21 protein-coding genes are annotated in these 26,093 nt (G+C 67.4%); 9 read left to right on the plus strand and 12 right to left on the minus strand.

Translation table 11 applies throughout. From position 1 onward, the window contains the following. Positions 1 to 110: 110 nt before the first annotated feature. From ACSUZC_RS21190 to fgd, 7 genes are all read right to left on the minus strand, one after another. Positions 111 to 1,313 carry an acetate kinase gene (locus tag ACSUZC_RS21190; RefSeq protein WP_439030419.1) on the minus strand — a complete coding sequence of 401 codons (1,203 nt, stop codon included), beginning with the start codon at positions 1,311 to 1,313 and terminating at the stop codon, positions 111 to 113. Then, positions 1,310 to 3,517 carry a phosphate acetyltransferase gene (pta, locus tag ACSUZC_RS21195; protein WP_439030420.1) on the minus strand — a complete coding sequence of 736 codons (2,208 nt, stop codon included), beginning with the start codon at positions 3,515 to 3,517 and terminating at the stop codon, positions 1,310 to 1,312. The genes ACSUZC_RS21190 and pta overlap by 4 nt, the downstream gene beginning before the upstream one ends. A gap of 54 nt (positions 3,518 to 3,571) precedes the next feature. Next, positions 3,572 to 5,248, minus strand: coding sequence for an FAD-binding oxidoreductase (locus ACSUZC_RS21200; RefSeq protein WP_439030421.1), 1,677 nt, complete (start codon positions 5,246 to 5,248; stop codon positions 3,572 to 3,574). Continuing rightward, complete coding sequence (locus tag ACSUZC_RS21205; protein WP_439030422.1) at positions 5,245 to 5,850, minus strand: TetR/AcrR family transcriptional regulator; 606 nt, start codon at positions 5,848 to 5,850, stop codon at positions 5,245 to 5,247. Before ACSUZC_RS21205 ends, ACSUZC_RS21200 begins: the two co-directional genes overlap by 4 nt. A 17-nt stretch (positions 5,851 to 5,867) precedes the next feature. Beyond that, positions 5,868 to 6,482 (minus strand): hypothetical protein, encoded by a 615-nt coding sequence (locus ACSUZC_RS21210; protein WP_439030423.1) that lies wholly within the window; start codon positions 6,480 to 6,482, stop codon positions 5,868 to 5,870. Beyond that, positions 6,440 to 7,540, minus strand: coding sequence for a DMT family transporter (locus tag ACSUZC_RS21215; RefSeq protein WP_439030424.1), 1,101 nt, complete (start codon positions 7,538 to 7,540; stop codon positions 6,440 to 6,442). The genes ACSUZC_RS21210 and ACSUZC_RS21215 overlap by 43 nt, the downstream gene beginning before the upstream one ends. An 82-nt stretch (positions 7,541 to 7,622) precedes the next feature. After that, positions 7,623 to 8,633: a glucose-6-phosphate dehydrogenase (coenzyme-F420) gene (fgd, locus tag ACSUZC_RS21220; protein WP_439030425.1), complete on the minus strand. Its 1,011-nt coding sequence runs from the start codon at positions 8,631 to 8,633 to the stop codon at positions 7,623 to 7,625. A gap of 175 nt (positions 8,634 to 8,808) precedes the next feature. On the opposite strand from fgd, the gene ACSUZC_RS21225 reads away from it, so the two are divergent. After that, complete coding sequence (locus ACSUZC_RS21225) at positions 8,809 to 10,722, plus strand: ABC transporter ATP-binding protein (RefSeq protein WP_439030426.1); 1,914 nt, start codon at positions 8,809 to 8,811, stop codon at positions 10,720 to 10,722. Positions 10,723 to 10,889: 167 nt separating this feature from the next. On the opposite strand, the gene ACSUZC_RS21230 is transcribed toward ACSUZC_RS21225, so the two are convergent. The 3 genes from ACSUZC_RS21230 to ACSUZC_RS21240 all read right to left on the minus strand — a co-directional run bounded on the left by ACSUZC_RS21230 (position 10,890) and on the right by ACSUZC_RS21240 (position 12,658). After that, positions 10,890 to 11,171 carry a hypothetical protein gene (locus ACSUZC_RS21230; RefSeq protein ID WP_439030427.1) on the minus strand — a complete coding sequence of 94 codons (282 nt, stop codon included), beginning with the start codon at positions 11,169 to 11,171 and terminating at the stop codon, positions 10,890 to 10,892. A gap of 82 nt (positions 11,172 to 11,253) precedes the next feature. Further along, entirely contained in the window at positions 11,254 to 11,667 is a 414-nt protein-coding gene (locus ACSUZC_RS21235) for a YidH family protein (RefSeq protein ID WP_439030428.1), read from the minus strand. Positions 11,668 to 11,683: 16 nt separating this feature from the next. After that, positions 11,684 to 12,658, minus strand: a complete 975-nt coding sequence (locus ACSUZC_RS21240; RefSeq protein WP_439030429.1) for an alpha/beta hydrolase — start codon at positions 12,656 to 12,658, stop codon at positions 11,684 to 11,686. Positions 12,659 to 12,822: 164 nt separating this feature from the next. On the opposite strand from ACSUZC_RS21240, the gene ACSUZC_RS21245 reads away from it, so the two are divergent. After that, a complete protein-coding gene (locus ACSUZC_RS21245) occupies positions 12,823 to 16,686 on the plus strand; it encodes a Pls/PosA family non-ribosomal peptide synthetase (protein ID WP_439030430.1) in 3,864 nt (1,287 codons plus the stop codon). Positions 16,687 to 16,740: 54 nt separating this feature from the next. Here ACSUZC_RS21245 and ACSUZC_RS21250 read toward each other — a convergent pair whose 3' ends face one another. After that, positions 16,741 to 17,358 carry an HdeD family acid-resistance protein gene (locus tag ACSUZC_RS21250; RefSeq protein ID WP_439030431.1) on the minus strand — a complete coding sequence of 206 codons (618 nt, stop codon included), beginning with the start codon at positions 17,356 to 17,358 and terminating at the stop codon, positions 16,741 to 16,743. A gap of 107 nt (positions 17,359 to 17,465) precedes the next feature. Here ACSUZC_RS21250 and ACSUZC_RS21255 point away from each other — a divergent pair, with 107 nt between their 5' ends. The 4 genes from ACSUZC_RS21255 (at position 17,466) to ACSUZC_RS21270 (ending at position 21,111) form a co-directional block, all read left to right on the plus strand. Continuing rightward, on the plus strand, positions 17,466 to 18,332 hold the full coding sequence (locus ACSUZC_RS21255; protein ID WP_439030432.1) for a PaaI family thioesterase: 867 nt from the start codon (positions 17,466 to 17,468) through the stop codon (positions 18,330 to 18,332). Positions 18,333 to 18,410: 78 nt separating this feature from the next. After that, positions 18,411 to 19,481 (plus strand): DUF4185 domain-containing protein, encoded by a 1,071-nt coding sequence (locus ACSUZC_RS21260; RefSeq protein WP_439030433.1) that lies wholly within the window; start codon positions 18,411 to 18,413, stop codon positions 19,479 to 19,481. 209 nt (positions 19,482 to 19,690) lie between these two features. Beyond that, positions 19,691 to 20,488 (plus strand): IclR family transcriptional regulator, encoded by a 798-nt coding sequence (locus ACSUZC_RS21265; RefSeq protein WP_439030434.1) that lies wholly within the window; start codon positions 19,691 to 19,693, stop codon positions 20,486 to 20,488. A 62-nt stretch (positions 20,489 to 20,550) separates the two neighbouring features. Then, entirely contained in the window at positions 20,551 to 21,111 is a 561-nt protein-coding gene (locus tag ACSUZC_RS21270) for a TetR/AcrR family transcriptional regulator (RefSeq protein ID WP_439030435.1), read from the plus strand. Positions 21,112 to 21,157: 46 nt separating this feature from the next. On the opposite strand, the gene ACSUZC_RS21275 is transcribed toward ACSUZC_RS21270, so the two are convergent. Beyond that, positions 21,158 to 22,060 (minus strand): amidohydrolase family protein, encoded by a 903-nt coding sequence (locus ACSUZC_RS21275; protein WP_439030436.1) that lies wholly within the window; start codon positions 22,058 to 22,060, stop codon positions 21,158 to 21,160. A 186-nt stretch (positions 22,061 to 22,246) separates the two neighbouring features. On the opposite strand from ACSUZC_RS21275, the gene ACSUZC_RS21280 reads away from it, so the two are divergent. The 3 genes from ACSUZC_RS21280 (at position 22,247) to ACSUZC_RS21290 (ending at position 25,918) form a co-directional block, all read left to right on the plus strand. After that, positions 22,247 to 24,043: an FAD-dependent monooxygenase gene (locus ACSUZC_RS21280; protein ID WP_439030437.1), complete on the plus strand. Its 1,797-nt coding sequence runs from the start codon at positions 22,247 to 22,249 to the stop codon at positions 24,041 to 24,043. Positions 24,044 to 24,082: 39 nt separating this feature from the next. Continuing rightward, entirely contained in the window at positions 24,083 to 24,970 is an 888-nt protein-coding gene (locus tag ACSUZC_RS21285) for a VOC family protein (RefSeq protein WP_439030438.1), read from the plus strand. Positions 24,971 to 25,045: 75 nt separating this feature from the next. Next, complete coding sequence (locus tag ACSUZC_RS21290; RefSeq protein ID WP_439030439.1) at positions 25,046 to 25,918, plus strand: alpha/beta fold hydrolase; 873 nt, start codon at positions 25,046 to 25,048, stop codon at positions 25,916 to 25,918. The last annotated feature ends 175 nt before the right edge of the window (positions 25,919 to 26,093 follow it).

Here is a 26,093-nt window from a genome sequence, read left to right on the forward strand (position 1 = left end):
TTACTCCGCTCCCCGGCAATGGAATTCGAGGATCAGTGGCATCGACGATGCATGTAGGTGGGCTGCGCTATTGAGGCTCGCCGAACACCGTTCAGGGGCGGTATCGACCGCTAACCCGCCACCACCGCCGCCGATTGTCGCGCGATGGCGAGCTCCTCGTTGGTCGGGACCACGAGCACGTCGACCGCGCTGTCGTCGGTCGAGATCCGGCGAGCCTGCTTGGCACGCACCGAGTTCCGCTCCGCATCGACGATGACCCCGAAACCCTCGAGCCCCTCGAGTGCGCGGGCGCGGACGACAGCAGAGTTCTCCCCGACACCGGCCGTGAAGGTGATCGCATCGACACGTCCGAGCGCGAAGGCGTACGCACCGATGTAACGACGCAGTCGATGGATGTAGACGTCGAAGGCACGGCGCGCGGCGTCGTCACCGGCGTCCATCATCTCGCTGATCGTGCGGAAGTCGTTCTCGCCGCACAGTCCCCGGAGTCCCGATCGTTTGTTGAGCAACACGTCGATCTCGTCGACCGACAGGTCGGCGACCCGGTTGAGATGCAGCACGAGTCCCGGGTCGATGTCCCCGCTCCTGGTGCCCATGACGAGTCCCTCGAGGGGCGTCATCCCCATCGAGGTGTCGATCGGCTGCCCGCCCGCGATCGCCGACGCCGACGCACCGTTGCCGAGATGCAGGACGATCTGGTTGAGATCGGCGGCATCTCGCCCGAGGAACTCCGCCGCCCGAGCCGACACGTACTCGTGACTGGTGCCGTGAAAGCCGTAACGGCGGATCGCGTGTTCGGCGGCGACTTCCCGGTCGATCGCATACGTCGCGGCTGCATCGGGCAGACCATGGAAGAAGGCCGTGTCGAACACCGCGACCGAGGGGACATCGGGCAGCAGTTCCTGCGCCGCCAGGATGCCGACCAGATTGGCGGGATTGTGCAGCGGCGCCAACGGTGAGATGCGCTCGATCTCCGAGATGACCCTCGAGGTCACCAGCGTCGGCTCGTGGAATGACCTGCCGCCGTGGACCACCCGGTGCCCGACCGCCGTGAGTCCGGCGCTCGCGAGATCGGTGCCGTTGTCGGCGAAGAAGCGTTCCGCACGCCGGACCGCGGCGAGATGATCGTCGAGCGGCACTGTCTCGGTGACACTCTCACCGTTCTGGTCGTGTGTGATCGACGATCCCTCGTCACCGATCCGCTCGGCGATCCCCTCGGCCAGAACCGAACCGGAGTCCGGCTGAACCAGCTGATACTTCAACGACGACGACCCGGCATTGAACACCAGGACCGCCCCGGTGACGTCGCTCATCGGCGCGCCTCGGCATCGGAGGCGGCGGCCTCGGTGTCGGCCGACGCCGGCGCCCCGGCCTCGGGCTGCTGCGCCTGGATCGCGGTGATGGCCACCGTGTTGACGATGTCGGACACGAGCGCTCCCCTGCTCAGATCGTTGATCGGCTTGTTCAGACCCTGCAGCACCGGCCCGATCGCGACGGCCCCGGCGCTACGCTGGACCGCCTTGTAGGTGTTGTTGCCGGTGTTGAGATCCGGGAAGATCAGCACCGTCGCACGTCCCGCCACCGGCGAATCCGGCATCTTGGTCTGCGCGACCGACGGTTCCACCGCAGCGTCGTACTGGATCGGCCCCTCCACGAGCAGCTCCGGTGCGCGTTCGCGCACGAGTTCCGTTGCCGTCTTCACCTTCTCGACGTCGGCCCCCGCCCCCGATGTGCCCGTCGAATACGAGAGCATCGCGACGCGCGGATCGATCCCGAACGCCGCCGAGGTCTGCGCCGAAGAGATCGCGATGTCGGCGAGCTGTTCGTCGGAGGGATCCGGGACGATGGCGCAGTCGCCATAGGCGAGCACCTTGTCGGCGAGACACATGAAGAAGACACTCGAGACGGTCGAGACGCCCGGCTTGGTCTTGATGATCTCGAAAGCCGGCCGGATCGTGTGCGCGGTGGTGTGCGAGGCGCCCGACACCATCCCGTCGGCGCGTCCGGTGTGCACCATCATCGTGCCGAAGTACGACACATCGCGCATCTTCTCCTGCGCGCGTTCGAAATCCATTCCCTTGTGCTTCCGGAGATCGGCGTAGATGCGGGCGAACTCGTCGAGGTACTCCGAGGTGGCCGGATCGATGACCGCCACATCGGAGAGGTCGAGGCCGAGCTCGATCGAGCGTTCCCGGACGGCGTCCGGGTCGCCGAGGAGAGTGAGTTCGGCGACCCCGCGACGGGCAAGACGATTGGCGGCCCTCAGGATTCGATCGTCGTCGCCCTCCGGCAGGACGATGTGCTTGCGATCGGCCCGCGCGCGGGAGATCAGCCGGTACTCGAACATCTGCGGCGTCACGACCGTCGGCATCGACACGTTCAGGTTGTGCATCACCTGCTCCGGATCGACGTAGGTCTCCATGAGCGCCAACGCGGCCTCGATCTTGCGGACCGACCCCAGGCCGAACCGCCCCCGCGTGTGCGCGGCGGTACGGGCCGTGTCGTAGGTGCCCTGCGGGCAGCTGATGATCGGCAGCGTCGGCCGCAGACCGCTCACCAGCGCCTCGATCATGGGATGCGGCTTCAACCCACCGTTGAGGATGATGCCGGCGAGCCGCGGGAAGCCCTGTGCCGTATTGGCGTTCACAAGGGCGAGCAGGACATCCGACCGGTCGGCGGGTGTGATGACCACCGTTCCGTCGGTGAGCCGTTCGAGGATGTGCTCCACCGTCATCCCGCCGACCATCACCCGAAGCGCCTCGCGGTCGAGCAGGTCCTCGTCACCGCTGTACATCGTGGCGCCGAGCGCATCCTTGAGCTCCCCCATCGTCGGCGCGAACAGCACGGGTTCCTCCGGAAGGCACAGCGCCGGAATACCGGTGCTCCGCAACTGTTCCCGGATCTCCTCGAGGCGATCGGGATCACACCGGTTGGCGACCAGGGCGATGGGTGTCGCATGCGCGGCCGTCACCTCGGCGATCAAACCCTCGGCGAGCCCGTGCAATTCCTGCGGAGACCGGTCGATGGCCTTGACCGCCAGCACCATCGGCGCCGACAGGTTCGCGGCGATCCGCGCGTTGTAGCTCAGCTCCGAGGGGGTACCGACATCGGTGTAATCCGACCCGACGATGACCACGCGGTCGCACCGCGACTGGATCGCGTGGAAGCGGGCGACGATCTCGGCGATCGCTCCCTCCGGGTCGTCGTGGACCTGTTCATAGGTGACCCCGAGGCAGTCCTCATAGGGAATGTCGACCGAGTCGTAGTCGAGCAGCAGGTCCAGGATGTGGTCACGATCGTCGTTGCCCGCACGCGAGATCGGACGGAACACACCCACGCGGCCGCCGGTCGCCGACATCAGCGCCAGCAGACCGAGGGCGACGATCGACTTGCCGGTCTCACCTTCCGCCGAGGCGATGTAGATGCTCGTCGTGGTCCCGGCGACGGCGTGTTCTGCGCTCCCGGGTCGGTCTGCGTGCTCGGCGAGATCTGCATCCGTGGCCATGCGCCCCAGCATAGTGGCGCGCGACCGGGCCGCAGGGGTCGTCGACCGAGTGGGGTCGCGGGGTCGTCAGACCAGGATGCCGGGATTGCAGATGCCGGCCGGATCCAGCGACGCCTTCACCGCACGCAGCGCATCGAGTGCGAGCGGCCCGATCTCGTCGTGGTAGGCATCCCGATGGTCGCGGCCCACCGCGTGATGGTGCGTGATGCTCGCGCCCGCAGCCCGGATGGCCGTGTTGGCCGCGGATTTCGCCGACGCCCAGTCAGCCGACGGGTCCTCCCCGAACGGTGCGACGACCGTGAAGTACAGCGACGCCCCCGACTCGTACACGTGGCTGATGTGGCACATCACCAGCGGCGGTGTCCCCGACGCCGTGAGCGTGTCGGTGATCGCCGCCGTGACCGCCGCGCGCAACTCGTGCAGACGCGACCAGAAGGTGACGGTCTCCAACGTCTCCACCAGCACACCGGCATCGAGCAGCGGGTCCCGCAAGTAGGGAGCGGCGAATCTGCCGGTGCGCCAGGACTCGCCGGGCGCGGCCCCCGATGCCACACCCCCGGCGTCGACCAGAACCGACGACGCCGCATCCCGTCGCCGCGCGACCTCGCCGTCCTCGCCCTCATAACCGGCGATGACCAGGCAACCAGAAGCGCCGCTCGCTTCGCTCCCGGCGCCGTACCCACTCGGCCCGCTCGCTTCGCTCCCGGCGCCGGCAGGATCCGCGAGATTCAACGCCGTCTCCACCTCGTCCGACAACCGCAGCACCGTCGGCAGCGGGCCGTCCTGCGCGAGACGCCGGAGAGCGGTGGCCCCGTCGGCGAACGACGGGAAACGCCACGCGTCGAAGACACGAGCCGACGGCGCGGGCCGAATACGTACGCGCACGCTGGTGATGATCCCGAAGACGCCTTCCGATCCCAGGACCAGTTGCCGCAGATCGGGACCCGCGGCCGAACGCGGTGCGGTACCCAGTTCGATGGTCCCGCGCGGTGTCGCGAGGACGAGCCCCTCGACCATCTCGTCAAAACGCCCGTAACCGGCCGACGACTGACCTGCCGAGCGCGTGGCCGCGTACCCGCCGATCCCGGCACCCTCGTAAGACTGGGGAAAGTGTCCGAGCGTCCAACCCTGTTCCCGCAGAAGCGCTTCTGCGGCCGGACCGCGAAGACCGGCCTGCAGGTCGGCGACCCTGGAGATGCTGTCGATCTCCAGCAGCCGGTCCAGCCTGCGCAGGTCGACGCTCACGACACCGGTCGTGCCCGAGCGCTCCGGCGCCAAGCCGCCGACCACCGACGTGCCGCCGGTGAACGGCACCACCGCGAGATCATGACGGCTGCACAGCTCGAGGATCGAGACGACCTCGTCGTGGTCGCCGGGATACACGACGACATCGGGCGCGTCGGTGGCGTCGCCGGCGCGCAGGCGCAACAGGTCCGGCGTCGAATAGCCACGGGTGTGCTGTACCCGTACATCGTCGGCGGCGGAGACGTGCTGCGCCCCCACGACGGTCGCGATCTGTGCGCGGAGCTCGTCCCCGATCCGCGACTCGGGCGGTGCGACGGCGGCCGGGTCGACACCGGGGTCCGGCTCAGCGCCACCCGCGAGCGCCGCCGCCGCGGCCGGGAGTTCGGTGGTCCGTGCCGGATCGCCCCAGCGGGGCCGGACCATCGTCACGACGGGCACCGCGGTCTCGTCCTCGCCACGCCCGCCCAGCATCTCGCCGCCCCGCTCGTCGCCGGTCATGCGCCGGGACGCCCGTCGGTGCGGGTGTCGGCCGAGCCGGCCGGCGGGGCGTCCCGCCGGACCACCGCCCGGACGACGAGTTCGGCGATCTCCTCATCGCTGAGGAAGCTGTCGGGGATCAGCATGAGCGAGTAGATCGTCCGCACCAGGAACTCCGCGGCGCCGCGCGGGTTCGGGAACAGCTGATCCCCGATCTCGGGCTCGAGGTCGGGCAGCGTCTCGGCGACGATCTGATGGATGAGCGTCGGGCCGGCGGAATCGCTGGTGGCGACCAGCGCGCGCACGATCTCCTCGGGCTCCTTGTGCAGGACGTACTGGAGCGCCTCGTGATCGCGGATGTAGGGCAGGACGTTCACGACCTGGGCACGCACCTTGCCGGCGGCATCGGGTGCGGTCTCCGACCACTCCATCAGCTTGACCCGCAGCAGCGACACCTCGCGTTCGACGATCGCGGCGACCAGCGCGTCACGTCCGCCGAACATGCGATAAGCGGTTGCCCGCGCAACCCCGGCGTGACGCGCCACCGATGTCAAACTCAGCGTCTTGGCACCGAAACGGGACACCAACCCCACTCCGACGTCCACCATCCGGTCACGATCCATGCGAAAACCGTAGCGAATCAGGATGCGGCGGGAACCGTCGTGGTGGTCGTCGTCGTGGTCGGAGTCGCGGTGGACGTCTGCTCGGGCACCGCGGCGTCCCCCGTGCTCGTCGCCGCGCCCCCGTTGGACGGCTCGCTCGTCTCGGGCGTCACGGGAGGGGCAGAGGGCGCCGGGGCCCGCGAAGAGCGGCGTGCCGACGGCGTCGTCCGCTCCGCCGTGGGCGCCTCGGCGCGCGCGACGATGGTCGTCTGCCGTGCCACGCGATCGTTGCCCGTGCCCCCGCCGCGGCAGTCGACGACGAAGGTCCGCGAGACGCCGGAGAACACCGCGGCACCGAGAGTTCCGCGCCCGTCCGGGCCCATCGCGGTGGTGTCGGTCGGCTGCAACGCTCCGCTCGGCGTCAGCGTGCAGACCACCGGCGGGGTTCGTGTGGCGTTGTTGTGGAGACTTATCTGCAGCCGGCTGCCGTCCACCCGGAACGCACATCCGGGGATGGGTCCCGACCCCGAGAACGGGCCGCAGACGGCACTCGTGGGAGCGGCCGGCGACTCCGCATCGACCACCGACAGCGTCGCGATAGCGCCCAGGGTCAGAGATCCGCCGATCGCGAGACCGGCGACGAGCTTGCGCATGACGGTGTCTCCTCGATTGCCTGCGCGGCGGGGGCCCGTCGCGACTCTGAGGGCATCGCCGCTGGTGACGATGCGTCAAGGCTACGCGCACCGACCGGGCCGCGCCGCCTCATCGGCAGGAGCCGTCGCGCGATCGCCACACCGGCGATACACATCACGCCGCCGACGATTCCGACGCCCGTCGGCAACTCGTCGAGCAGCGCCCAGGACAGGACGATGACGATCGCCGGGACCACCAGCGTCGTGGCCGCCATCGCACTGGCGTCGGTGCGGGCGAGGGCGTACGCCCACGTCGAGAAGGCGATGGCGGTCGGCCCGACGCCGAGATAGATCACCGCCCAGATCGCCGTGGCGTCAGCGTCGGCGAGTTCGGCGAGGGCCGTCGGCACGAACGGCGTGGTCGCGAGCAGACCGGCCAGCGCGCCCAGCCAGGTGGCCGTCAGCGCGTCGACCGTGCGCAGCGCCGACTTCTGGATGAGCACACCGGTGGCGTAGAGGATCGCCGCGCCGACGCCGAGCACGATCCCGAGCCAGTCGGCCTGCGCGTCGGAGGTCGCCGACCCGCCGAGAGCGATGAGGACGACTCCGGCGAAGGCGATGGTCATCCCGATGACGAGATGACGCGGGAAACCCTCTCCCATGAAGAGTCCCGCCGCGACGGCGACCAGGATCGGTGCCAGGTTCACGAGCAGCGCCGCGGTCCCGGCGTCGAGATGCTGTTCGGCCCAGTTCAGCAGCACCGTGTAGCCCGCGAACCAGGCGACGCCGTAGGCGATCACGAGGACGAGGGCCCGCCCACGGGGCAACGACATCCGCTTCGACGCGTCCGCGGATCGCCCGCGGAAGCGCACGATCAGCAGGATGACCGTCAGGGGGATCACGGCGGCCAGCAACCGGAGGAAGGCCATGGAACCCGGTGAGAACGTGTCACCGAGCGCGCGGATGCCGACGAAAGCCGAGGCCCAGAGCACGACGGTGATGAGGGCCGCGATCGCCGGCAACGACGCCACCGGTACGCGGAACCGAGACGACGACGCTGACTCTGTTGTCGAGGGCATGGACTCAGAGTGAGCCATACCGACCCGGTTTCATAGCCCGAAGCCGCGGCGGGCGCGGTTTCGGGCTATGGCTTCGGCAGGGTCAGCCGAGCTTGCGCAGGCGCGGCGCCAGATCGCGCTCGAAGTTCTCGAGGAACCGCTGCTGGTCGTGGCCGGGAGCGTGGAACACGAGGTGGTTCAGTCCGGCGTCGGTGTAGAACTTGACCTTCTCCACGGCCTCGTCGGGATCAGAGGAGACGATCCAGCGCTTGGCGACCTGCTCGATCGGCAGTTCGTCGGCGAGGCGCTCCATCTCCGTCGAGCTGTTGACGCTGTGCTTCTGCTCCGGGGTCAGCGACAGCGGCGCCCAGAACCGGGTGTTCTCCAGCGCCAGTTCGGGATCGGGATCGTAGGAGATCTTGATCTCGATCATCTTGTCGATCGTGTCGACGTCGCGTCCGGCCTTCTCCGCACCCTCGGCCACCGCGGGCAGGAGCTTCTCGGTGTAGAGCTCGGGCCCCTTGCCCGAGGTGCAGATGAAACCGTCGCCGGAGCGACCCGCATAACGTGCGACGACCGGACCACCGGCGGCGACGTACACCGGGATCGGCTGCTCGGGGATGTCGTACATGTAGGCACCCTGCGTGTGGTAGTACTCGCCGTCGAAGTTCACTTCCTCGCCGGTCCACAACTCACGCATGAGCGTGATGGACTCGCGCAGACGCGCGAAGCGTTCCTTGAACTCCGGCCACTCGCCCTGGAATCCGGTCGCGTACTCGTTCAGGGCTTCGCCGGTTCCGACACCGAGCATGATGCGGCCGGGGTACATGCACCCCATCGAGGCGAAGGCCTGCGCGATGACCGCCGGGTTGTAGCGGAAGGTCGGGGTCATGACCGAGGTGCCGATCTGCACCCGCTTGGTGCGCTCGCCGACCGCCGCCATCCAGGCGAGCGAGAAGGGTGCGTGCCCGCCGTTGTGCCGCCACGGCTGGAAGTGATCGCTCACCGCAACCGAATCCATGCCGTGCTCCTCGGCCGCGACCGCGATCTCCACCAGCTCGCGCGGGTCGAACTGCTCCGCCGACGCCTTGAAACCGAGCTTGAGTTCTGCCATGTCCGTCGCTCCTCTACCGCCTGCCCGGATCGGCCCGCAAGTGCGGCCGAGTCGTGTTGTGATCTCTCCGACCAACCTAGAGCATCACGCGAAAGCTCGACGTCAGAGGCCATTCGGCGACCGAGGCCGACCACGAGTGGACTTGAAGTTGACTTGAAGTTCTACCGTGGACGTCATGAGCATGCAATCGGTCGCCTGGGACATGATGTACAAGTCCTCCACCCAACCGGACAGCAAGCGACTGCGCGGAGATCGCCGCGTCACGCTGCGTCGGATCGGCGACTTCGCACGGCCACACCGGAGGCGCATCGGCCTGTTCCTGGTGCTGTCGGTGTTCACGGCGGTCCTGACGGTCGTGACCCCTCTGCTCGCGGGACGAGTCGTCAACCTCATCACCCAGAGCGGGTCGGAGACGATGATCGTCTGGCTCGCCGTCGCCATCGCGCTGATCGCCGTCGCCGAGGCCGGTGCGGGCATCGCCGTCCGATGGCTGTCGTCGAACATCGGCGAGGGCCTCATCCTCGACCTCCGCCGCGCCGTCTTCGACCACGTCCAGAAGATGCCGGTCGCATTCTTCACCCGCACCCGCACCGGCGCCCTCGTCAGCCGCCTGAACAACGACGTGATCGGCGCGCAGCGCGCGTTCAGCGACACCCTCTCCGGCGTCGTCTCCAACATCGTGACCCTCACGCTGACGCTCGGCGTCATGATCGCGATCAGCTGGCAGATCACCCTGCTCGCACTGGTTCTCCTGCCGATCTTCGTGATCCCGGCTCGGCGGATGGGCCGCCGTATGGCCTCCCTGTCGCGCGAGGCCGCCGAGCACAATGCCCGCATGTCCACCCAGATGACCGAGCGCTTCTCGGCACCGGGCGCCACACTGGTGAAGCTGTTCGGACGGCCTGACCTGGAGTCACGCGAGTTCGCCGACCGCGCCGACCGCGTCCGCGACATCGGCGTGCGCCGATCGATGCTGCAGGCCTACTTCATGACCACCTTGATGCTGGTGTCGGCTCTCGCGCTGGCCCTGGTCTACGGCCTCGGCGGTTGGCTCGCCGTGCAGGACCACCTGTCCGCGGGCGCGGTCGTCTCGCTGGCACTGCTGCTGACGCGGATGTACGCGCCGCTCACCGCGCTGGCCAATGCCCGTGTCGAGATCATGAGCGCCCTGGTCAGTTTCGAGCGGGTCTTCGAGGTACTCGATCTGCGTCCGCTGATCACCGACGCACCCGACGCGATCGCGGTGCCGGGCACCGAGAGCGGACGGCCCGTGCCCGTCTCGATCCGCTTCGACGATGTGTCGTTCGCGTACCCGGCGGCCGACAAGGTGTCACTGGCGTCGCTGGAAGAGGTTGCCCAGCTGGACAATCGAGCCGGAACAACGGTCCTGCACCACGTGGACCTCGATGTCCCGGCCGGCAGCATGGTCGCCCTGGTCGGCAGTTCGGGAGCGGGCAAGTCGACCATCGCGAGCCTCGCCACCCGCCTCTACGACGTCGACGAGGGGTCGATCGAGCTGGCCGGGGTCGACATCCGGAAGTTGCAGACCGCGTCGGTGCATCGGACGGTCGGCCTGGTCACCCAGGACGGCCATCTCTTCCACGACACCGTCCGGGCCAACCTCGTCCTCGCGCGACCGGAGACATCCGACGACGAGATCTGGGACGCCCTGCGCCGTGCCCGCCTCGACGAACTCGTCGGCTCGCTCCCCGACGGGCTCGACACTGTCGTCGGCGAACGCGGTTACCGGCTGTCGGGCGGCGAACGTCAGCGGATGACGATCGCACGACTGCTTCTCGCGCAACCGTCGGTGGTGATCCTCGACGAGGCGACCGCCCACCTGGACTCGACGTCGGAAGCGGCGGTTCAGGAAGCCCTCGGCGAGGCACTCGAGGGTCGCACCTCGATCGTGATCGCGCACCGGCTCTCGACGATCCGGGCCGCCGACGAGATCGTGGTGCTCGAAGGTGGTCGCGTCGTCGAACGCGGAGACCACCCGACACTCCTCGCTCGCAACGGCCGTTACGCCGAGCTCTATCGGACGCAGTTCGCCGACGACGAGTCGGACTCGGGGACCCTCACCGCGTGAGCCCTCCGGGGCCCGCACCTCAGTTTCCGCGGACCCCACAGGTGCGCTACTTCGACCCGATCTGCGCTACTCACAACCCGCGCAGATCGATGTCAGGTAGCGCACCTGTTGTGCCGTCTCACCCGCAGGCCGGAAAGCTCTACCGGAAGAGGCGGTCGTGACGGCGTTCAGTCGTCGAGGTCGTCGAAGTTGTCGATGAGGCCGCGGCGGCGCGGGCGATCGTCGGAGTCCTTGACCCGTTCACTCAGCCTGCGGCGCAGCTGCATCGCGATGAGCACGATGTTCACGACCACGACGGCGACGCCGATCGCGACCCAGAACCAGCGGCCCTCCTGCCACCAGCCGACGGTCAGCCAGCCGATGCAGAAGATGAGGATGGTCGCGCCGACGATGGTCAGCGTCATCGAGAACGTCTGCGCGCTGCGCGAGAAGTCGGGACCGGTACTCACGAGAAACTCCTGCACTGTTCACTGCTGAGGTCGTACTGCTGAGGTCGTACTGCTGAGGTCGCGAGCCGGAAGACACTTCTGCTCAGGACTGCAGCACCATGACGACCGCGACGAGGATGGCCACCACCACTATCGCAGCGACGACACCCAGCACCTGCCTCGGGCCCGGCATCTCGCCGCCGCTGACCAGAGCCGTCGTCGTCCGGCGCCACCGCCAGGCACCGAGCAGGGCCAGGACGGCGCCCAGCCCCACCATCACGACACCGAGCACGACGTCGAGAGCCGGCGCCTCCTGGTCGGGTGCCAGATAGACCACCGCGATACCGGCGGCCATGAACCCGAGAGCCGTACGGACCCAGGCCAGCATCGTGCGTTCGGCGGCCAGGGTGAACCGGGCATCGACCGAGCCCGGCGGCCGGGGTGGGGTGTCGTCGGACAGGCCGGGAGCGGAGTTCGTCGCGTCGGGGACTCGTGGGGCTGGATCCGGTGCGCTCACGGCAACCAGCGTGCCATCAACCGGCCCGTTGGCTCGCCCGCTCGTCGGCTGTCTTGGCCTCCCGAACCGCCTCCACGGCGAAGGTGGCGGTCACCTCGACCGCGTCCAGCGTCTCCGGGTGCCGCGAGCTCAGCACCGGGAACGCGTGCACCTGCCAGGCGTAGCTGTGTGCGACGGCGACGACCCCCGCCTCGTCGAGGGACTCGACCAGGTCGATGACGTCGGGTTCGAGCATCTCACCCTCGGCGGTGACCATCACCGTGGGCGGGAACTCCGACAGGTCGGCGTCGGCGATGCGCCGAACCCCGGTCAGCGGGATCGGACCCTTGTCGAACTGGGGCGCCAGCCGGGCCATCTTCGACTTGGGCAGGTAGGCGTCGGACCGGCTCGACCGGTCGGGGTGGATGCCCAGATCCATGTCGAGCAGCGGGGAGAACCCGATCAGTGCGGTGGGCGTCGGCAACCCGCGCGCGACAGCGGCCTCGACCACCTTGGCGGCGAGGAATCCGCCGGCCGAATCGCCGGCGACGACGACGCGGCGGAAACCGCGCTCGTTGATCAGCTCCGCATACGCGTCGACCGCGTCGGTGATCGACGTACCGACACCGGCCTTCGGCAGCTGGCGGTACTCCAGCGAGAAGACAGGCACCTCGCAGGCCCGGGCCATGCGGGCCGAGATCGAACGATGCGTGCCGAGCCCGCAGACGACGAAGGCCCCGCCGTGCAGGTACAACATGGCCGTGTCGCTGTCCCGGCGCGACGGCCCGACCGGCATGATCAGCTCGGCAGGACGACCGGCGAGGACGAGCTGCTCGCGGACCACCCCTCGGGGTTTGGGACCGACGGCGACGATCCGGTCGATCAGGAACAGGCCCGCGAGTCCCGTCTTGTTGACCGGCCACAACGACAGGGCCGGCTTGAGGAGCACACGGGCGCCGAGCCACATGGGATACGACAGGAAGCTCGGCCGACGGTGGTGAACGATGGGCATCAGATTCCTCCTGGTCTGAGGCCGAAGCTACACCGGATGTCAGTCCGTTTCAGTACGTTCGTCCGGGACGGCGTTCACCGAGCCGAGGTCGGACGGTCACCTTCGTCGGCTATATTCTCGAACTCGTGACCAGATCGCGGATGTGCCCGGCAGGTGCCGGCTAGGTGCAGACACCACCCCAGTTCCTGTTGTCCGCGCAGGCAGACCCCCCTCGCACCCTGTGCGACGTCCTCACCGCGACCGCCCGGGAACATCCCGATGCCGCCGCCATCGACGACGGCGATATGACCCTGACCTACGGCCAGTTGCTGGCCGTGGTCCGACGCACGGTCACCCGTCTCGCCGAGGTCGGTGTCGGGCGTGGCAGCCGCGTCGGCATCCGCATGCCGTCGGGCTCACGCGACCTGTACGTCGCGATCCTGGCGACCCTCTACGCCGGGGCGGCGTACGTGCCGGTCGACGCCGACGACCCTGACGAACGGGCCGAGCTGGTGTTCGGCGAGGCCGGGGTCGACGCCATCGTCGACGCCGACGGCCCCCGATCGACGTCGACGACCGCCGATGCCACCGCGCCCGCCCGTCCCGCACCCGACGACGACGCGTGGATCATCTTCACCTCCGGATCGACGGGCAAACCCAAGGGCGTGGCCGTCACCCACCGCAATGCCGCGGCCTTCGTCGACGCCGAAGCCGACATGTTCCTGCAGGATGCCCCGATCGGTCCCCACGACCGCGTCCTCGCCGGCCTGTCGGTCGCCTTCGACGCGTCGTGTGAGGAGATGTGGCTGGCGTGGCGCAACGGCGCCTGCCTGGTCCCCGCGCCGCGCTCCCTCGTCCGTAGCGGGATGGATCTCGGGCCGTGGCTCGTGGCTCGCGACATCACCGTCGTCTCGACCGTGCCGACCCTGGCGTCCCTGTGGCCGCCGGAGGCCCTCGAAGCCGTGCGGTTGCTCATCTTCGGCGGCGAGGCGTGCCCGCCCGAGCTGGCCGATCGTCTCGCTGTTCCCGGCCGCGAGGTGTGGAACACCTACGGCCCCACCGAGGCCACCGTCGTCGCGTGCGCCGCCCCGCTCGGTGGAGGCGGCCCGGTCCGCATCGGATTACCTTTGCGGGGCTGGGATCTCGCCGTCGTCGACGCGCAGGGACAACCTGTCGCGGAGGGTGAGGTCGGCGAGCTCGTCATCGGCGGCGTCGGCCTGGCCCGCTACCTCGACCCGGCCAAGGACGCCGAGAAGTATGCGCCGATGCCGACCCTCGGGTGGGAACGCGCCTACCGCAGCGGCGATCTCGTCCGGTTGGACACCGCGGGACTGCTCTTCGTGGGTCGCGCGGACGATCAGGTCAAGGTCGGCGGCCGGCGCATCGAACTCGGTGAGATCGACAATGCCCTCCAGAATCTGCCCGGCGTCAGCGGCGCGGCCGCCGCGGTCCGCAAGTCCGCCGCGGGCAACAGCCTGCTCGTCGGCTATCTCGTGTCGGCCGATCCCGCATTCGACGTGTCCGCGGCACATGCCGAGCTGCGCAGGCAACTACCCGCGGCCATGGTGCCCACCCTTGCTCTCGTCGACGAATTGCCCACGCGCACTTCGGGAAAGGTCGATCGTGATGCGCTGCCCTGGCCCCTGCCGGGCAGCGACAGACCAGTCGATGACGATGTAGAACTCAGTGAGACCGAGTTCTGGCTGGCCCAGCTGTGGACCGATGTACTCGGATCGACCATCTCCAGCCCCGACGTGGATTTCTTCGCCGAGGGCGGGGGTTCGCTGGCCGCGGCGCAGTTGGTCACCGCGGTGCGCGAACGCCATCCCGACATCTCGGTCGCCGACCTCTACGACCATCCGCGCCTGGGCTCGATGGCCGAGATGCTCGACGCCCGCCGCCCGACCACCAGCATCGACGAGCGACACATCGAACCCACTCCCCGTTCGGCCGGTCTGGCGCAGCTGGCGCTCACCGTTCCGCTGACCACGCTCACCGGATTGCAGTGGGCGACATGGCTGGGCGTGGCCAACAACGTCGCCCTGCTCGCCGCGGACCGGATGGGCCGCACCGTCGAGTGGCTCGTCGAGATCAACTGGTGGGTGCTCCTCGCGGCGTTCCTGGTCTTCATCACCCCGCCCGGACGCATGTGCATCGCCGCCCTCGGCGCGCGACTGCTGCTCGCCGGCGTGACGCCGGGAGTCCATCCCCGAGGCGGGTCCGTCCACATCCGCCTGTGGGTGGCCGAACGACTCCTCGACGCCAGCGGCGCCGCCAACCTGTCGGGCGCGCCCTGGATGATCTACCTGGCCCGTGCCCTGGGTGCGCAGGTCGGCCGCGGCGTCGACCTGCACACCATCCCGCCGGTCACCGGGCTGCTCACGGTCGGCGACGGCGCCTCGATCGAACCCGAGGTCGACATCTCGGGATGGTGGATCGACGGCGACGCCGTGCACATCGGTGAGATCGCCATCAAGCGCGGCGCGTCCATCGGCGCACGGTCGACGCTGACCCCTGGGGCGGTCGTCGGGCGCGACGCCGTCGTCGCACCCGGTTCCGCGGTGTTCGGCCGGGTCAAGGCACGGCAGCACTGGGCAGGCTCGCCCGCCGTCAAGATCGGCAAGGCAGAGCATCCCTGGCCCGACCACCGGCCACCGCGTGCCGCGGGATGGGTTCCGGTGTACGGCCTGTCGTCGCTGGTACTCGCGGCCATCCCGCTTCTCTCACTGGCCGCGGGCCTCGCGGTCATCGGGTCCTGGGCGATGACCGCCGACCGGTTGCGCGACGCCGGGATCCGAGCGCTGATCCTGCTGCCCGCGGCCACCGTCACGAGCCTGTTCGTCTTCGCGGCGATCACCGCCGTGCTGGTGCGCCTGGCCGGGCTGGGTCTCCGCACGGGTTATCACCCGGTGCGGTCGCGCGTCGGGTGGCAGGTGTGGATCACCGAACGGCTGCTCGACGCCGCTCGCACCTACCTCTTCCCGCTGTACGCCAGCCTGCTGACCCCGGCGTGGTTCCGCCTCCTGGGAGCGAAAGTCGGTGCCGGGACCGAGATCTCGACCGCACTCGTCCTGCCGCGGTTCACCACCATCGGCGACGGCGCCTTCCTCGCCGACGACACGATGGTGGCGTCCTACGAGCTCGGCGGCGGCTGGCTCCACATCGACGAGGCGAAGATCGGCAAACGCTCGTTCCTGGGCAACTCCGGCATGACCGGGCCCGGCCGCAAGGTACCCAAGAACGGTCTGGTCGCGGTGCTGTCGGCCACGCCGGACCGGGCGAAGTCGGGGTCGAGCTGGCTGGGCAGCCCGCCGGTCCGTCTGCGGCGGACCGCCGCCGAGATCGACACCTCACGCACCTTCGATCCCCCGCTGCCGCTGAAGGTCGCGCGCGCCTCGATCGAGACGTTGCGCCTGCTGCCGGTCATGGTGTCCTACGGGCTGGGCCTCGGGCTGCTGCTCGCACTGCAGTACCTCGCGGTGCACGTCCACTACGGCGTCGCCGCGCTGGCGAGCGGACTCGTGCTGTTGGCCGTCGGGGCCATTGCGTGCGTGATCGCGGCCGCGGCCAAGTGGCTCGTCGTCGGCCGCATCACCGTCAGCGAACACCCGCTGTGGAGCTCGTTCGTCTGGCGCAACGAGCTCTCGGACGCGTTCGTGGAAACGGTCGCGGCTCCCTGGTTCGCCAACGCCGCGTCCGGCACGCCGATCCTGAACCTCTGGCTGCGGATGCTCGGTGCCAAGATCGGTCGCGGAGTGTGGTGCGAGACCTACTGGCTACCCGAGGCGGACCTGGTCACCCTCGGCGACGGTGCCACCGTCCAGCGCGGCTGCGTCGTGCAGACCCACCTTTTCCACGACCGGGTCATGGCGATCGACCGGGTGACCCTCGGTGCGGGCGCGACCCTCGGACCGCACTGCGTGGCGCTGCCGGCATCGGGGCTCGGCGAGTCCGCCACGGTCGGCCCGGCATCGCTGGTCATGCGAGGTGACGTCGTTCCGGCACACACGCGCTGGCAGGGGAACCCGATCGCGCCCTGGCCGCGCTAGGTCGCGACAGCTCAACGGCAGACCGGTGTTCGACCGGTCAGGCAGCCAGTCGAGTCAGATCGCGGGCTCGCCCGGAGTGGGCTGACCCGGGGCGGGCTGACCCGGAGTGGGCTGCTCAACCTTCTTCGGGAGGGTGAGCAGGGTGGCGATCGACAACGCGACCAGCATGATGCCGCCGACCCACGCGAGGACCTCCAGTGAGAAGGCCGGGAGGATCATCATCACGATGCCGGCGCCCACGGAGAGGATGCCCGACAGGATCAGGAACCACGTCGGGCTGTGGCCGGACTTGGTGACCGCGGCGTACAGGTCGGCGACGCCCTGGAAGATCCATCCGATGCCGATGAACACCGCGAGCAGCCACACCGCGTCGCCGGGGCTGAAGAGCGCGATCACGCCGGCCAGCAGGACGATGGCGCCGACGATGCCCAGCATGACCCGCACCCCGGTTCCGAGGAACGACGCCGCGAACGCCTGGTAGATGCGGAAGATCCCGGCGATGATCAGCGAGATCGCGAACAGCATCGCGACGACGACGATCGTCGGGCCCGGCCACACGATCGCGATCACGCCGAGCACGATGCCGACGATCGACGTGATGATGAGTGCGCTCCGGACGGCGCCGACCAACTCGTCCGGGAAGTGTTTGGTGTACACCGTGGCGAAAGTCATGGTCGGAGGTTATCGGTCCACGGCGCCGTCGGCGCGCTATTCACCCAGGCCCGGCACAAACCCGACCGCCCTCCTTGCGTCCGGGAGCAGGCAGGTAATAAGTAACGATGACCAACATCGCGTTCTTCGAACCGATCGACGCGCCCGGCGGCGAGCTCCGGTACCGGCCGACCACCTTCGCCGCCAGCCTCTGGGCCCCCGGGACGCTGAACGGGCCGGCGGTCTGCGGGCTCGCGGCGCGTGCGGTGGAGATGGAGTACGGCGACGACGAGTTCGTCCCGGCGCGCTGCACCATCGACCTGTTCAAGGCCGCGCGCGACATCACCACCTCGACACGGGTCCGTCCGGTGCGCTCGGGCGGGCGCATCCGGGTCGTCGACGTCGAGGTGGTACAGCATCCCGCCGACGCCGATGAGGTGGTCGTCGCCCGCGGGACCACCGTCTTCCTACGGACCTCGAGCAACCCGCCCGGCGAGCGGTGGCACCGTCCGCCGGAAGCGGTCACCTTCCGTCCTCCCGCAACCGACGCCGACGACCTCTCCCCCAGATTCGCCTCCGACGACGCCCAGGACAGCGTCGGCGAGTGGGAGAAGGACATGTCGAAGCACCAGAACGGGCACCGCAAGAGGATGTGGACCCGGGCCGCCCCGATCGTGCTCGGTGAACAGCCGACCCCGTTCCAGCGTGCGGTGGTCAGCGCCGAGTCGGCGAGCCTGATCTCGAACTGGGGCACCACCGGCATCGGATTCATCAACTGCGATCTCACCGTGGCGATCAGCCGCCTGCCGCGTGGTGAGCGCGTCGGCGTCGAAGCCGACGTCCACGTCGAGGACGACGGGGTCTCGGTGAGCAACGCGGGCCTCTACGACACCGACGGGATGTTCGGAACCGCCCTCGTGACGGCGGTGAACAACGCGGCGGCACAGATCGACTTCACCACCGTGGACACCTCGGAGCGCTATAGAGAGGCTTGAGCCCGCACGATTTCTTAGCGGCGCAAAGCACGTAGCGCACCTCACACATGTCTCTCAGGTCTTGATAAGGTCACGGCCATGACACGGCGCCTTTCACGGCTTTTCCTGGGTCTTGTCGTCTCCGTACTCGCTCTGGCACTGACGACCACCCTGGCCGCCTCACCCGCTCACGCCGCCCGACATGCGGCCGGACCTGCGACGATCGTCAACCGGTTGACCGGGCCGTTCGCGATGAACGACACCATCGGACGGTTCAACATCGTCGGCACCGACCTCGGCGTCATGTGGGACAACGGACGCGGCGAGATCCTCACGGCCTTCGGCGACACGCAGTCGTTCAACGGATGGTCACTGCTCTACGGTGAGCTCTTCTACTGGCGGTCCAATGTCCTGCTCCGCAGCACCGACAGGCATCTCAACGACGGCATGACCTTCACCTCGCACGCCGGCCGCCCCGGTCACGCGAAACGTCTGCTGAAGCCGAACGTCCGGCGTGAGGTCACGATCATCCCGACCGCCGGCGTCGCGGCCAACGGTAAGCAGTACATGACCGTCATGTCGGTCAAACGCTGGGACCAGCCGGGAATCTGGACCACCAACTGGGCCGGCCTCGTCGTCTCCGACGACAACGGCGAGAACTGGCGATCGGCCAACGCGTTCCGGCCCAACGGTGGCGGCAACAAGAAGTTCCAGATGGGCGCCTTCCTCAAGGTCGGCAAGACCGTCTACTACTACGGCACCCCCGACGGACGATGGGGCGGTGTGTATCTCGCGCGCGTGAACGAGAAGGACATCGAGAAGCTCGGCAAGTGGGAGTACTTCTCCTACGGCCGCTGGGTTCCGAACAACCCCGACGCCGCGACACCGGTGATGGGCGCACCCACCGGTGAGCTGTCGGTGCAGTGGAACGACTACCTCGGCAAGTACATCTCGCTCGCCAGCCAGGACGTCGGCGTGACCCTGCGTACTGCCGACAGCCCTTCGGGCCCTTGGTCTTCCGGCGAGATCGTGGCACCGTCGGTCGATCCGTACACCGGATACGCGCCCTACATCCACCCCTGGTCGAAGGGCAGCACCCTGTACTTCACCTACTCCATCTCCATCGGATACCAGGTGTACCTGATGCGGTTGCCGCTGCGTCGCGGCTGACCTCACCCGCGGCTTCAGCCTCCGGCGGACCGCCGGTACCCGATCGACAGGGCCCCACTCATCAGAGGCGCATCATCGCGCCCTGTGGACGTGGCATGACTCGATCCTGCAGACCTCCACCCAGAAAACTGTTGCCCACGTCACTCGCCGGGCGTACATTGGAGCAATCACTCCAATTGGAGTGATTGCTCCAATCGAAGGTTGCGACGATGACGTCCGTTCTCCCGCCCCCGACAACCCACCCGCCGGCATCGGCAGTGCACCGCGCTTTCGACATTCTGGGCGCCTTCGCGCACTCGCCGTCCGCTGGTGGAGTGTTGACCCTGAGCGACATCGCTCGTCGCACGGGTCTACCGAAGTCGACCGTGCACCGTCAGTTGAGAACACTCGTCGACGTCGGCGCCGTCGAGGTGGTCGAAGGCCGGTATCACGTATCCCTCAAGATGCTGTCGCTCCTGAAGACCTCACCGGAGTCCGTGATCCGATCCGAGGCCATGCCTCACCTCCTCGCCCTCCACCGCGCCGTCGGGCACACGATCCACTTATGCGTCTTGCGCGAAGCGGACGTCGTGTACTTGGAAAAGCTCCATGGGCCCGAGTCTCGCCTGTTCCCTACGGATGTGGGGATGTCTCTGCCGGCTCATTGCACCGGCGTCGGCAAATCGCTACTGGCGTTTGCACCGCCCGCCGACCCGCCCGGCGCCACGGGAGCACCTGCGCTCGCTCGACTGACCGACCGCTCCGTCGTGGACCCGCGGCGGTTACGCGCAGATCTCGCGCGCGTACGGCAGCGAGGAATCGCGACCGACGTTGACGAGGCCGTCCAAGGCCGTTCCTGCGTGGCACGTCCGATCATCGTGGGCGGCAACGCCGTAGCAGCCGTGTCCATCGGCTTCGAAACCACGAAACAGCCTGCCACACATCTGATCCCACCTCTGGTCACAATTGCTGATTCGATCAGCCGGGCTCTTGGCCGTCATCCGTCGCGAATCGGTCAACAGGCATGACCACGACACCCCCATCCGACACCAGACGTGCACGACGGGTCAGTGCTGCACGGGTCGCCCTGATGGATGCAGCGGAAGTCGAGATGGGCACTCGGGGGGTGGGCGCGGTATCGATAGCCGACCTCGTATCCGCGTCGGGTTGCCCCAATGGAACGCTCTACTACCACTTCGGGTCCAAGACCGGGCTACTGGCGGCCGTACTCGAAAGAGGATTCCGCAGAGTTCACTCCGATGTCGCAGCCGCCATGACCCCGGCGGTCTCCGACGCCGAGGCAACGATCGTCTTCTATGAAGCGGTGGCCCGGTCAGTCGACTCACACCCCGACTTCCACCGGTTGGTGGTGTCGGTGTTTCTGAATCACCTTGGGGGAGACGAGATCGGCTCGATCGTGGAACCTTTTCGTCAAGCCCTGTTGAGGGACGGCGCAGAGCAGATCCGCACGACGCTCGCCGAACGGGGCCACCCTACGACACCCGAGCACTGCCAGGATCTCGCCACATCGCTGAACGCCTGGCTCATGGGCCTGTTCATCCTCGGAGCACCTGACATTCCCAGCCGAGTGCGCGCCCACGTGGACGCACTCATCGAGGCCGCGATCCGACACACCGAATCGGGATGCTGATCGGGCCGCCGGGCTCGGCGCCGAGCGATCTGCGCAAGTCGACGAGTCAGCGGCCGCTCATGCGCCGTGCCAGCCGCGGAAACAGGACCTGCGCGTTCCGACCGATGCTCGCCGCAACCCCCTCCGGCAATAGCGGACTGGATGTGAGGTTTTCCAGATTCCGCTGCAGGACAGCGTCATCGGCGCAAGGTGCACCAAAGTCTGAGCCGTACAGGATGTGATCCGGCGACGTCACGCTCAGCACCGGCGCAAGCGAGCCCTGCGACGCAGACATGGCGGTGTCGTAGTAGACCTCGGCGAGGGTCGACCGGATGCCCTCTCGATGAACGCCGTCGTGCGGCACCCACTCAGCGTCACAGAGCAAGTCGAGTCGCCCCGCGAGTGCCGGCAGCGCCCCGCCGGCATGGGTGAAGATCACCTTCACATCGTGTGCGTCCTGAAGGGTGCCGGCCCACAACATACTCACGGCGGTCCGTGCGGTGTCGAACGCCACCTCGAACAACGGGGGTGGCAACGGGAGCGCTCCGGGAGTAAATGGGTTGGGGTGCACCAACACGGTTGCGCGGCGGCGACTCAGCTCGCGCCACACGGGACGGAATCGTTCCGCCCCCAGGAAGTCTCCATCGTAGGTGGCGCACAGGGCGAAACCTTCGGGCTGATGCTCTCGAACGACCCGGTCGATCTCATCCAGGGCCGCTTCCGGTTCGGTCAGCGGTAGAGCGGCGAGTAGACCGAAACGGGTCGGATCCCCCTGCACCGAGGCGGCACCGTAGTCATTGGATCGCCGCACCGCCTCGTGGTCGTAGACCGTCAGGTCAGACAAGAGTTGTGCACCGATTCCCATGCGTTCCATATGGTCTCGGGCTGGGTCGAGATCCAGCGCACGGCGATCGGCAGGCACAGTGAAGTGGCTGTGTACATCGATCCATCCCTCTGACAGGTCCGACATGTCGTGATCTCCTCGAATGTGACTTCTTCCCAGCGAGATTCGACCGTAGCCCCGATCGCCTCACCCGCCCTCGAAGTGTTCCGCGTTGCGGAACACTTCGTTGGCAATCGGTTCGGTTGTTGCGACAGTGATGTGAATCACCCATGTCGCAGTTCGTCTGTGACGCTTGCTCGAGAAAGGGCTTCGATGTCCGAACAGAAATCTGCACCGACCACAGCACCCGAGGTAGTACCCGAACACACGCCCGTCCTGATCGTGGGATCGGGTCCGGCGGGTCTGACGTCCGCACTTTCCCTGGCCCGACTCGGGATCCGGAGCATCGTCGTCACCAGGTATGTCGGTCTGGCACACACCCCGCGCGCTCACATCACCAACCAGAGGACTCTGGAGATCTTGTCCGACCTAGGGGTGGAGGTGCCCGTCCGTGAGGCAGGTCGGGTGCTCGAGGATCTGCCATACAACGTCTGGTGCCTGTCCCTCGAAGGGCCGGAGATCACCCGGACCACCGCCTGGGGTGCCGGCATCAGAGATCAGGCACGGTACCGAAGCGCTAGTCGGCATCTGCCTCTCAACCTCTTTCAACACCGGCTCGAGCCCATCCTCGCCGAGGCCGCCGTCGCCACGGGAATGGTCGATCTCCGTTTCGGGCACGAGTTCTTGAGGTTGCAGCAGGACGACACCGGTGTCGATGCGACCGTCCTCGACCGTCATTCCGGGCGCGAGTACCGGGTTCGCGCCCAATATCTGCTCGGAGCCGACGGAGCGAAGAGCCGGGTGCTGAAAGAGATCGGACTGTCGGTTCGCGGTGAGCTCGATCTGGGAACCAATGCCTTCGCCTGGATCAAGGCCGACCTGAGTCGCTACGTGGCGCATCGACCTGGCGCGCTGTACTGGGCTGTGGACAACGATTACGCGACATGGATTCTCGTCGACGGGTTCGACGAGTGGATTGCCGGCTGGGCGGTGCCCGACGGACACACGCCGTCGGAGGACGAGGTCACCGAGCACGTCCGGCGTTCGATAGGGGATCCACTCATCGACGTCGAGATCAAGCACATCAGCACGTGGTCGATCAATCATGCTGCCGCTGACCAGTATTCCTCGGGTCGAGTCTTCTGCATGGGCGACGCCGTGCACCAGCATCCCCCGGCGAATGGCCTCGGGAGCAACACCTCGATCGCGGACGCTTACAATCTCGCCTGGAAGCTGCACCTTGTCTTGACCGGTGTCGCGGGACCCGGCCTGCTCGACAGTTACTCCACAGAACGCGCACCCGTGGGCCGACAGATCGTCGATCGGGCCTACGCATCTGTGGCGAGGATCTACGCCCTCGGCCCCGCATTGGGTATCACCGGAGACCTGACCGCCGACCAGAAATGGAACGTGGTGAATGAAATTGGGGAAAATTCCCCTCGCGGAGCCCAATTGCGCGAGACAATCAACGACTTTCACGAGACGATGGACTTTGCTTTCAATGCACTCGACGTCGAACTCGGTTACCGCTATGACCTCGGTTACCCGGATCCTGCGCCCACTCCAGCCGACCCGGACGGGGTGGAGTACGTCCCGTCAACCGCACCGGGACAACACATCCCGCACGCATGGGTCGAATGCAGTCGTCGCCGTGTCTCCACTGTCGACCTGGTCGGACACGGAAAATACACCCTGATTCTCGGACGCGCGGGAGACGGCTGGCTGCCTGCGGTCGACCGTATCCGAGCGATCTACGGCCTACCGCTGGTCGTACAGGTCATCGGTGGGTCCCGCGGTTTACGCGACCCCATGGGTGAGTGGGAGCGGGTGCGAGGAATCGAGGACGACGGTTGTCTACTCGTCCGACCGGACGGACACATCGCCTGGCGCGCCAGGACAGCCGACGACACCACCGGCCTTGTCGACGCAGTCGCTCGAAGTCTCGGCTACGACCCTGGTTCGCCGCAGGAGCGGCCTTTCGCCTCCGAGCTGAACCTTCAGAACCAGTAATCAGATCATCCGTTCACAAGTCAACGAAAGAAGATTCAGATGACCATTTTCACGTCCCTCGGGTATGTCGTCGTCACCGGCCCCGCCGACGAGTGGGAGCGCTTCGCCACCGACAAGCTCGGTGCGGCGGCCGACCGTACCGATTCCGGGAGCATCCGGATCCGCCTCGACGACCGCGCCTACCGGATCGTCGTCGAGGACGGACCCGCGCAGGGCCCGCAATCCTTGACGGCACTGGGGTTCACGGTTGCCGACGGCGCGATGGACCGGTTGAAAGCTGAGCTGAAGGCGGCTGGTGTCGAGTTCCGGACCGACGACGACGCTCGCCGTCAGCGAGGCGTCCGTGGTGAACTGGTGCGATTCGCCGACCCCGACGGCAACGTCATCGAAGCGGTCACCGACATTCCAGCGGCAACGGAGCCGTTCGAGTCGCCGGCAGATGTCCAGTTCGTCACCGGCGACCTCGGCGTCGGTCACGTGTTCATGACGGGAGCGGGCGACCCGGTAGAGCTCTCCAACTGGTATCGCGACGTCCTCGGTTTCAAACTGACCGACACCATCGCGCTCACGGCGTTGCAGTCCGACGACGACGCAGTGTTCCTGCACTGCAACCCGAGACACCATTCGATCGCCGTGGCTCGCAGTCCGATCCTCCCACCCGGCCTCGGTCACATCATGCTCGAGGTCACCGATTTTCGCACCCTGGGCCGCATGATGACCCATGCGCAGGAAACTGCCGGCGACATCGTGATCACCCTGGGGGAGCATTCCAACGACAGGATGACCTCCTTCTACATCACCACCCCTTCCGGATTCGACATCGAGTACGGATGCAACGGGTTGCTGGTGGACGACGAGGTCTGGGTACCCGGACATTACGAGGCCCTGAGCAACTGGGGACACACCTTCGTCGGCCAGTTGAACTGACGAGATCATCCGGAGTCCCCGCGAACACTCTGCTCGAACCCCTTTCATGTCAACGAATTCCGACGGAAGCGACCAATGACCACCACCCATGACACGATCACCGAAGAGAAGACCAGCAAGTTCGTCCAGACACGGAAATGGAAGATCCACTACAACGAGGTAGGGACCGGCGCACCCCTGGTACTCCTCCACGGAGGCGGCCCGGGTGCGAGCGGGTGGTCCAACTTCGTCCGGAACATCCCATACTTCGCCGACCGGTATCGCGTTCTCGCAGTAGACATGCCCGGTTGGGGAAAGAGCGACACGGCTGTGCCCGGCGACCGTGATCACGTCGAGGCGCTCGAGCTAGTCCTCGACGAGCTCGGTCTGGATACAGTGAACATCGTCGGCAACTCCATCGGCGGGGCTACCGCGATCCGATTCACTGCCAATCACCCGGATCGGGTTGCCACACTGGTTCCGATGGGCGCTCCGGCACCCGGGCCGAACATCTTCGGTCCCCCCACTGCCCACACTTCGGGGATTCGCGCGCTCGCCCGAGCCTATTTCGACCCGACACCCGAGAACTTCCAGCAGGTCGTGGCGGCTTTGACCGCCGACCCCGAACTCGCAGCAGACGAGAGTATGGCGGCGAGCCGCTCAGAGGCAGCACTGTCCCGTCCCGATCATCTCGAGAACTGGCGTCAAGCGGTGATGCACGGCGGTGAGACGAACGGCCCTCCGCATCTCTACGAGGAAGTGGTGCCCGCGCTCGCCCGGATCGACGTACCGACCCTCATCGTGCACGGGCGCGATGACGCCGCCGTGCACTACGAAAATGCTCTACGCCTGCTCTCTATGATCCCGTCTGCCCGGCTCCACATCTTCAACCGCTGTGGGCACTGGACCCAGATGGAGCATCCTGACGAGTTCAACAGCCTCGTGCACAATTTCATCGCGGAGTCCTGAACCACAACAACCGGGTGGGTGGTCGCTACGGCGACCACCCACCCGGTTGTCTCGTCAACCGACTCACAACGACTTGTCGGGCAACCCGATAGAAACCTGACGGCCACGGGCCCGGAAGTCGTCTGGTGATCATCGGGCCCTTGCTCGGTCCGCCGACCCAGAAAGGCCCCCGGGG

Source organism: Gordonia terrae (genome assembly GCF_051789125.1).
GTDB lineage: Bacteria > Actinomycetota > Actinomycetes > Mycobacteriales > Mycobacteriaceae > Gordonia > Gordonia terrae_A.

What these genes read in the sequence shown, in the direction of transcription:
- ACSUZC_RS21285 (WP_439030438.1), top strand. Translation starts at nt 24,083, where the DNA reads ATGACCATTTTCACGTCCCTCGGGTATGTCGTCGTCACCGGCCCCGCC.
- ACSUZC_RS21260 (WP_439030433.1), top strand. Translation starts at nt 18,411, where the DNA reads ATGACACGGCGCCTTTCACGGCTTTTCCTGGGTCTTGTCGTCTCCGTA.
- ACSUZC_RS21215 (WP_439030424.1), bottom strand. Translation starts at nt 7,540, where the DNA reads ATGCCCTCGACAACAGAGTCAGCGTCGTCGTCTCGGTTCCGCGTACCG.
- pta (WP_439030420.1), bottom strand. Translation starts at nt 3,517, where the DNA reads ATGCTGGGGCGCATGGCCACGGATGCAGATCTCGCCGAGCACGCAGAC.
- ACSUZC_RS21200 (WP_439030421.1), bottom strand. Translation starts at nt 5,248, where the DNA reads ATGACCGGCGACGAGCGGGGCGGCGAGATGCTGGGCGGGCGTGGCGAG.
- ACSUZC_RS21225 (WP_439030426.1), top strand. Translation starts at nt 8,809, where the DNA reads ATGAGCATGCAATCGGTCGCCTGGGACATGATGTACAAGTCCTCCACC.
- ACSUZC_RS21190 (WP_439030419.1), bottom strand. Translation starts at nt 1,313, where the DNA reads ATGAGCGACGTCACCGGGGCGGTCCTGGTGTTCAATGCCGGGTCGTCG.
- ACSUZC_RS21250 (WP_439030431.1), bottom strand. Translation starts at nt 17,358, where the DNA reads ATGACTTTCGCCACGGTGTACACCAAACACTTCCCGGACGAGTTGGTC.
- ACSUZC_RS21275 (WP_439030436.1), bottom strand. Translation starts at nt 22,060, where the DNA reads ATGTCGGACCTGTCAGAGGGATGGATCGATGTACACAGCCACTTCACT.
- ACSUZC_RS21205 (WP_439030422.1), bottom strand. Translation starts at nt 5,850, where the DNA reads ATGGATCGTGACCGGATGGTGGACGTCGGAGTGGGGTTGGTGTCCCGT.
- ACSUZC_RS21270 (WP_439030435.1), top strand. Translation starts at nt 20,551, where the DNA reads ATGGATGCAGCGGAAGTCGAGATGGGCACTCGGGGGGTGGGCGCGGTA.
- ACSUZC_RS21265 (WP_439030434.1), top strand. Translation starts at nt 19,691, where the DNA reads ATGACGTCCGTTCTCCCGCCCCCGACAACCCACCCGCCGGCATCGGCA.
- ACSUZC_RS21210 (WP_439030423.1), bottom strand. Translation starts at nt 6,482, where the DNA reads ATGCGCAAGCTCGTCGCCGGTCTCGCGATCGGCGGATCTCTGACCCTG.
- ACSUZC_RS21290 (WP_439030439.1), top strand. Translation starts at nt 25,046, where the DNA reads ATGACCACCACCCATGACACGATCACCGAAGAGAAGACCAGCAAGTTC.
- ACSUZC_RS21280 (WP_439030437.1), top strand. Translation starts at nt 22,247, where the DNA reads ATGTCCGAACAGAAATCTGCACCGACCACAGCACCCGAGGTAGTACCC.
- ACSUZC_RS21255 (WP_439030432.1), top strand. Translation starts at nt 17,466, where the DNA reads ATGACCAACATCGCGTTCTTCGAACCGATCGACGCGCCCGGCGGCGAG.
- fgd (WP_439030425.1), bottom strand. Translation starts at nt 8,633, where the DNA reads ATGGCAGAACTCAAGCTCGGTTTCAAGGCGTCGGCGGAGCAGTTCGAC.
- ACSUZC_RS21240 (WP_439030429.1), bottom strand. Translation starts at nt 12,658, where the DNA reads ATGCCCATCGTTCACCACCGTCGGCCGAGCTTCCTGTCGTATCCCATG.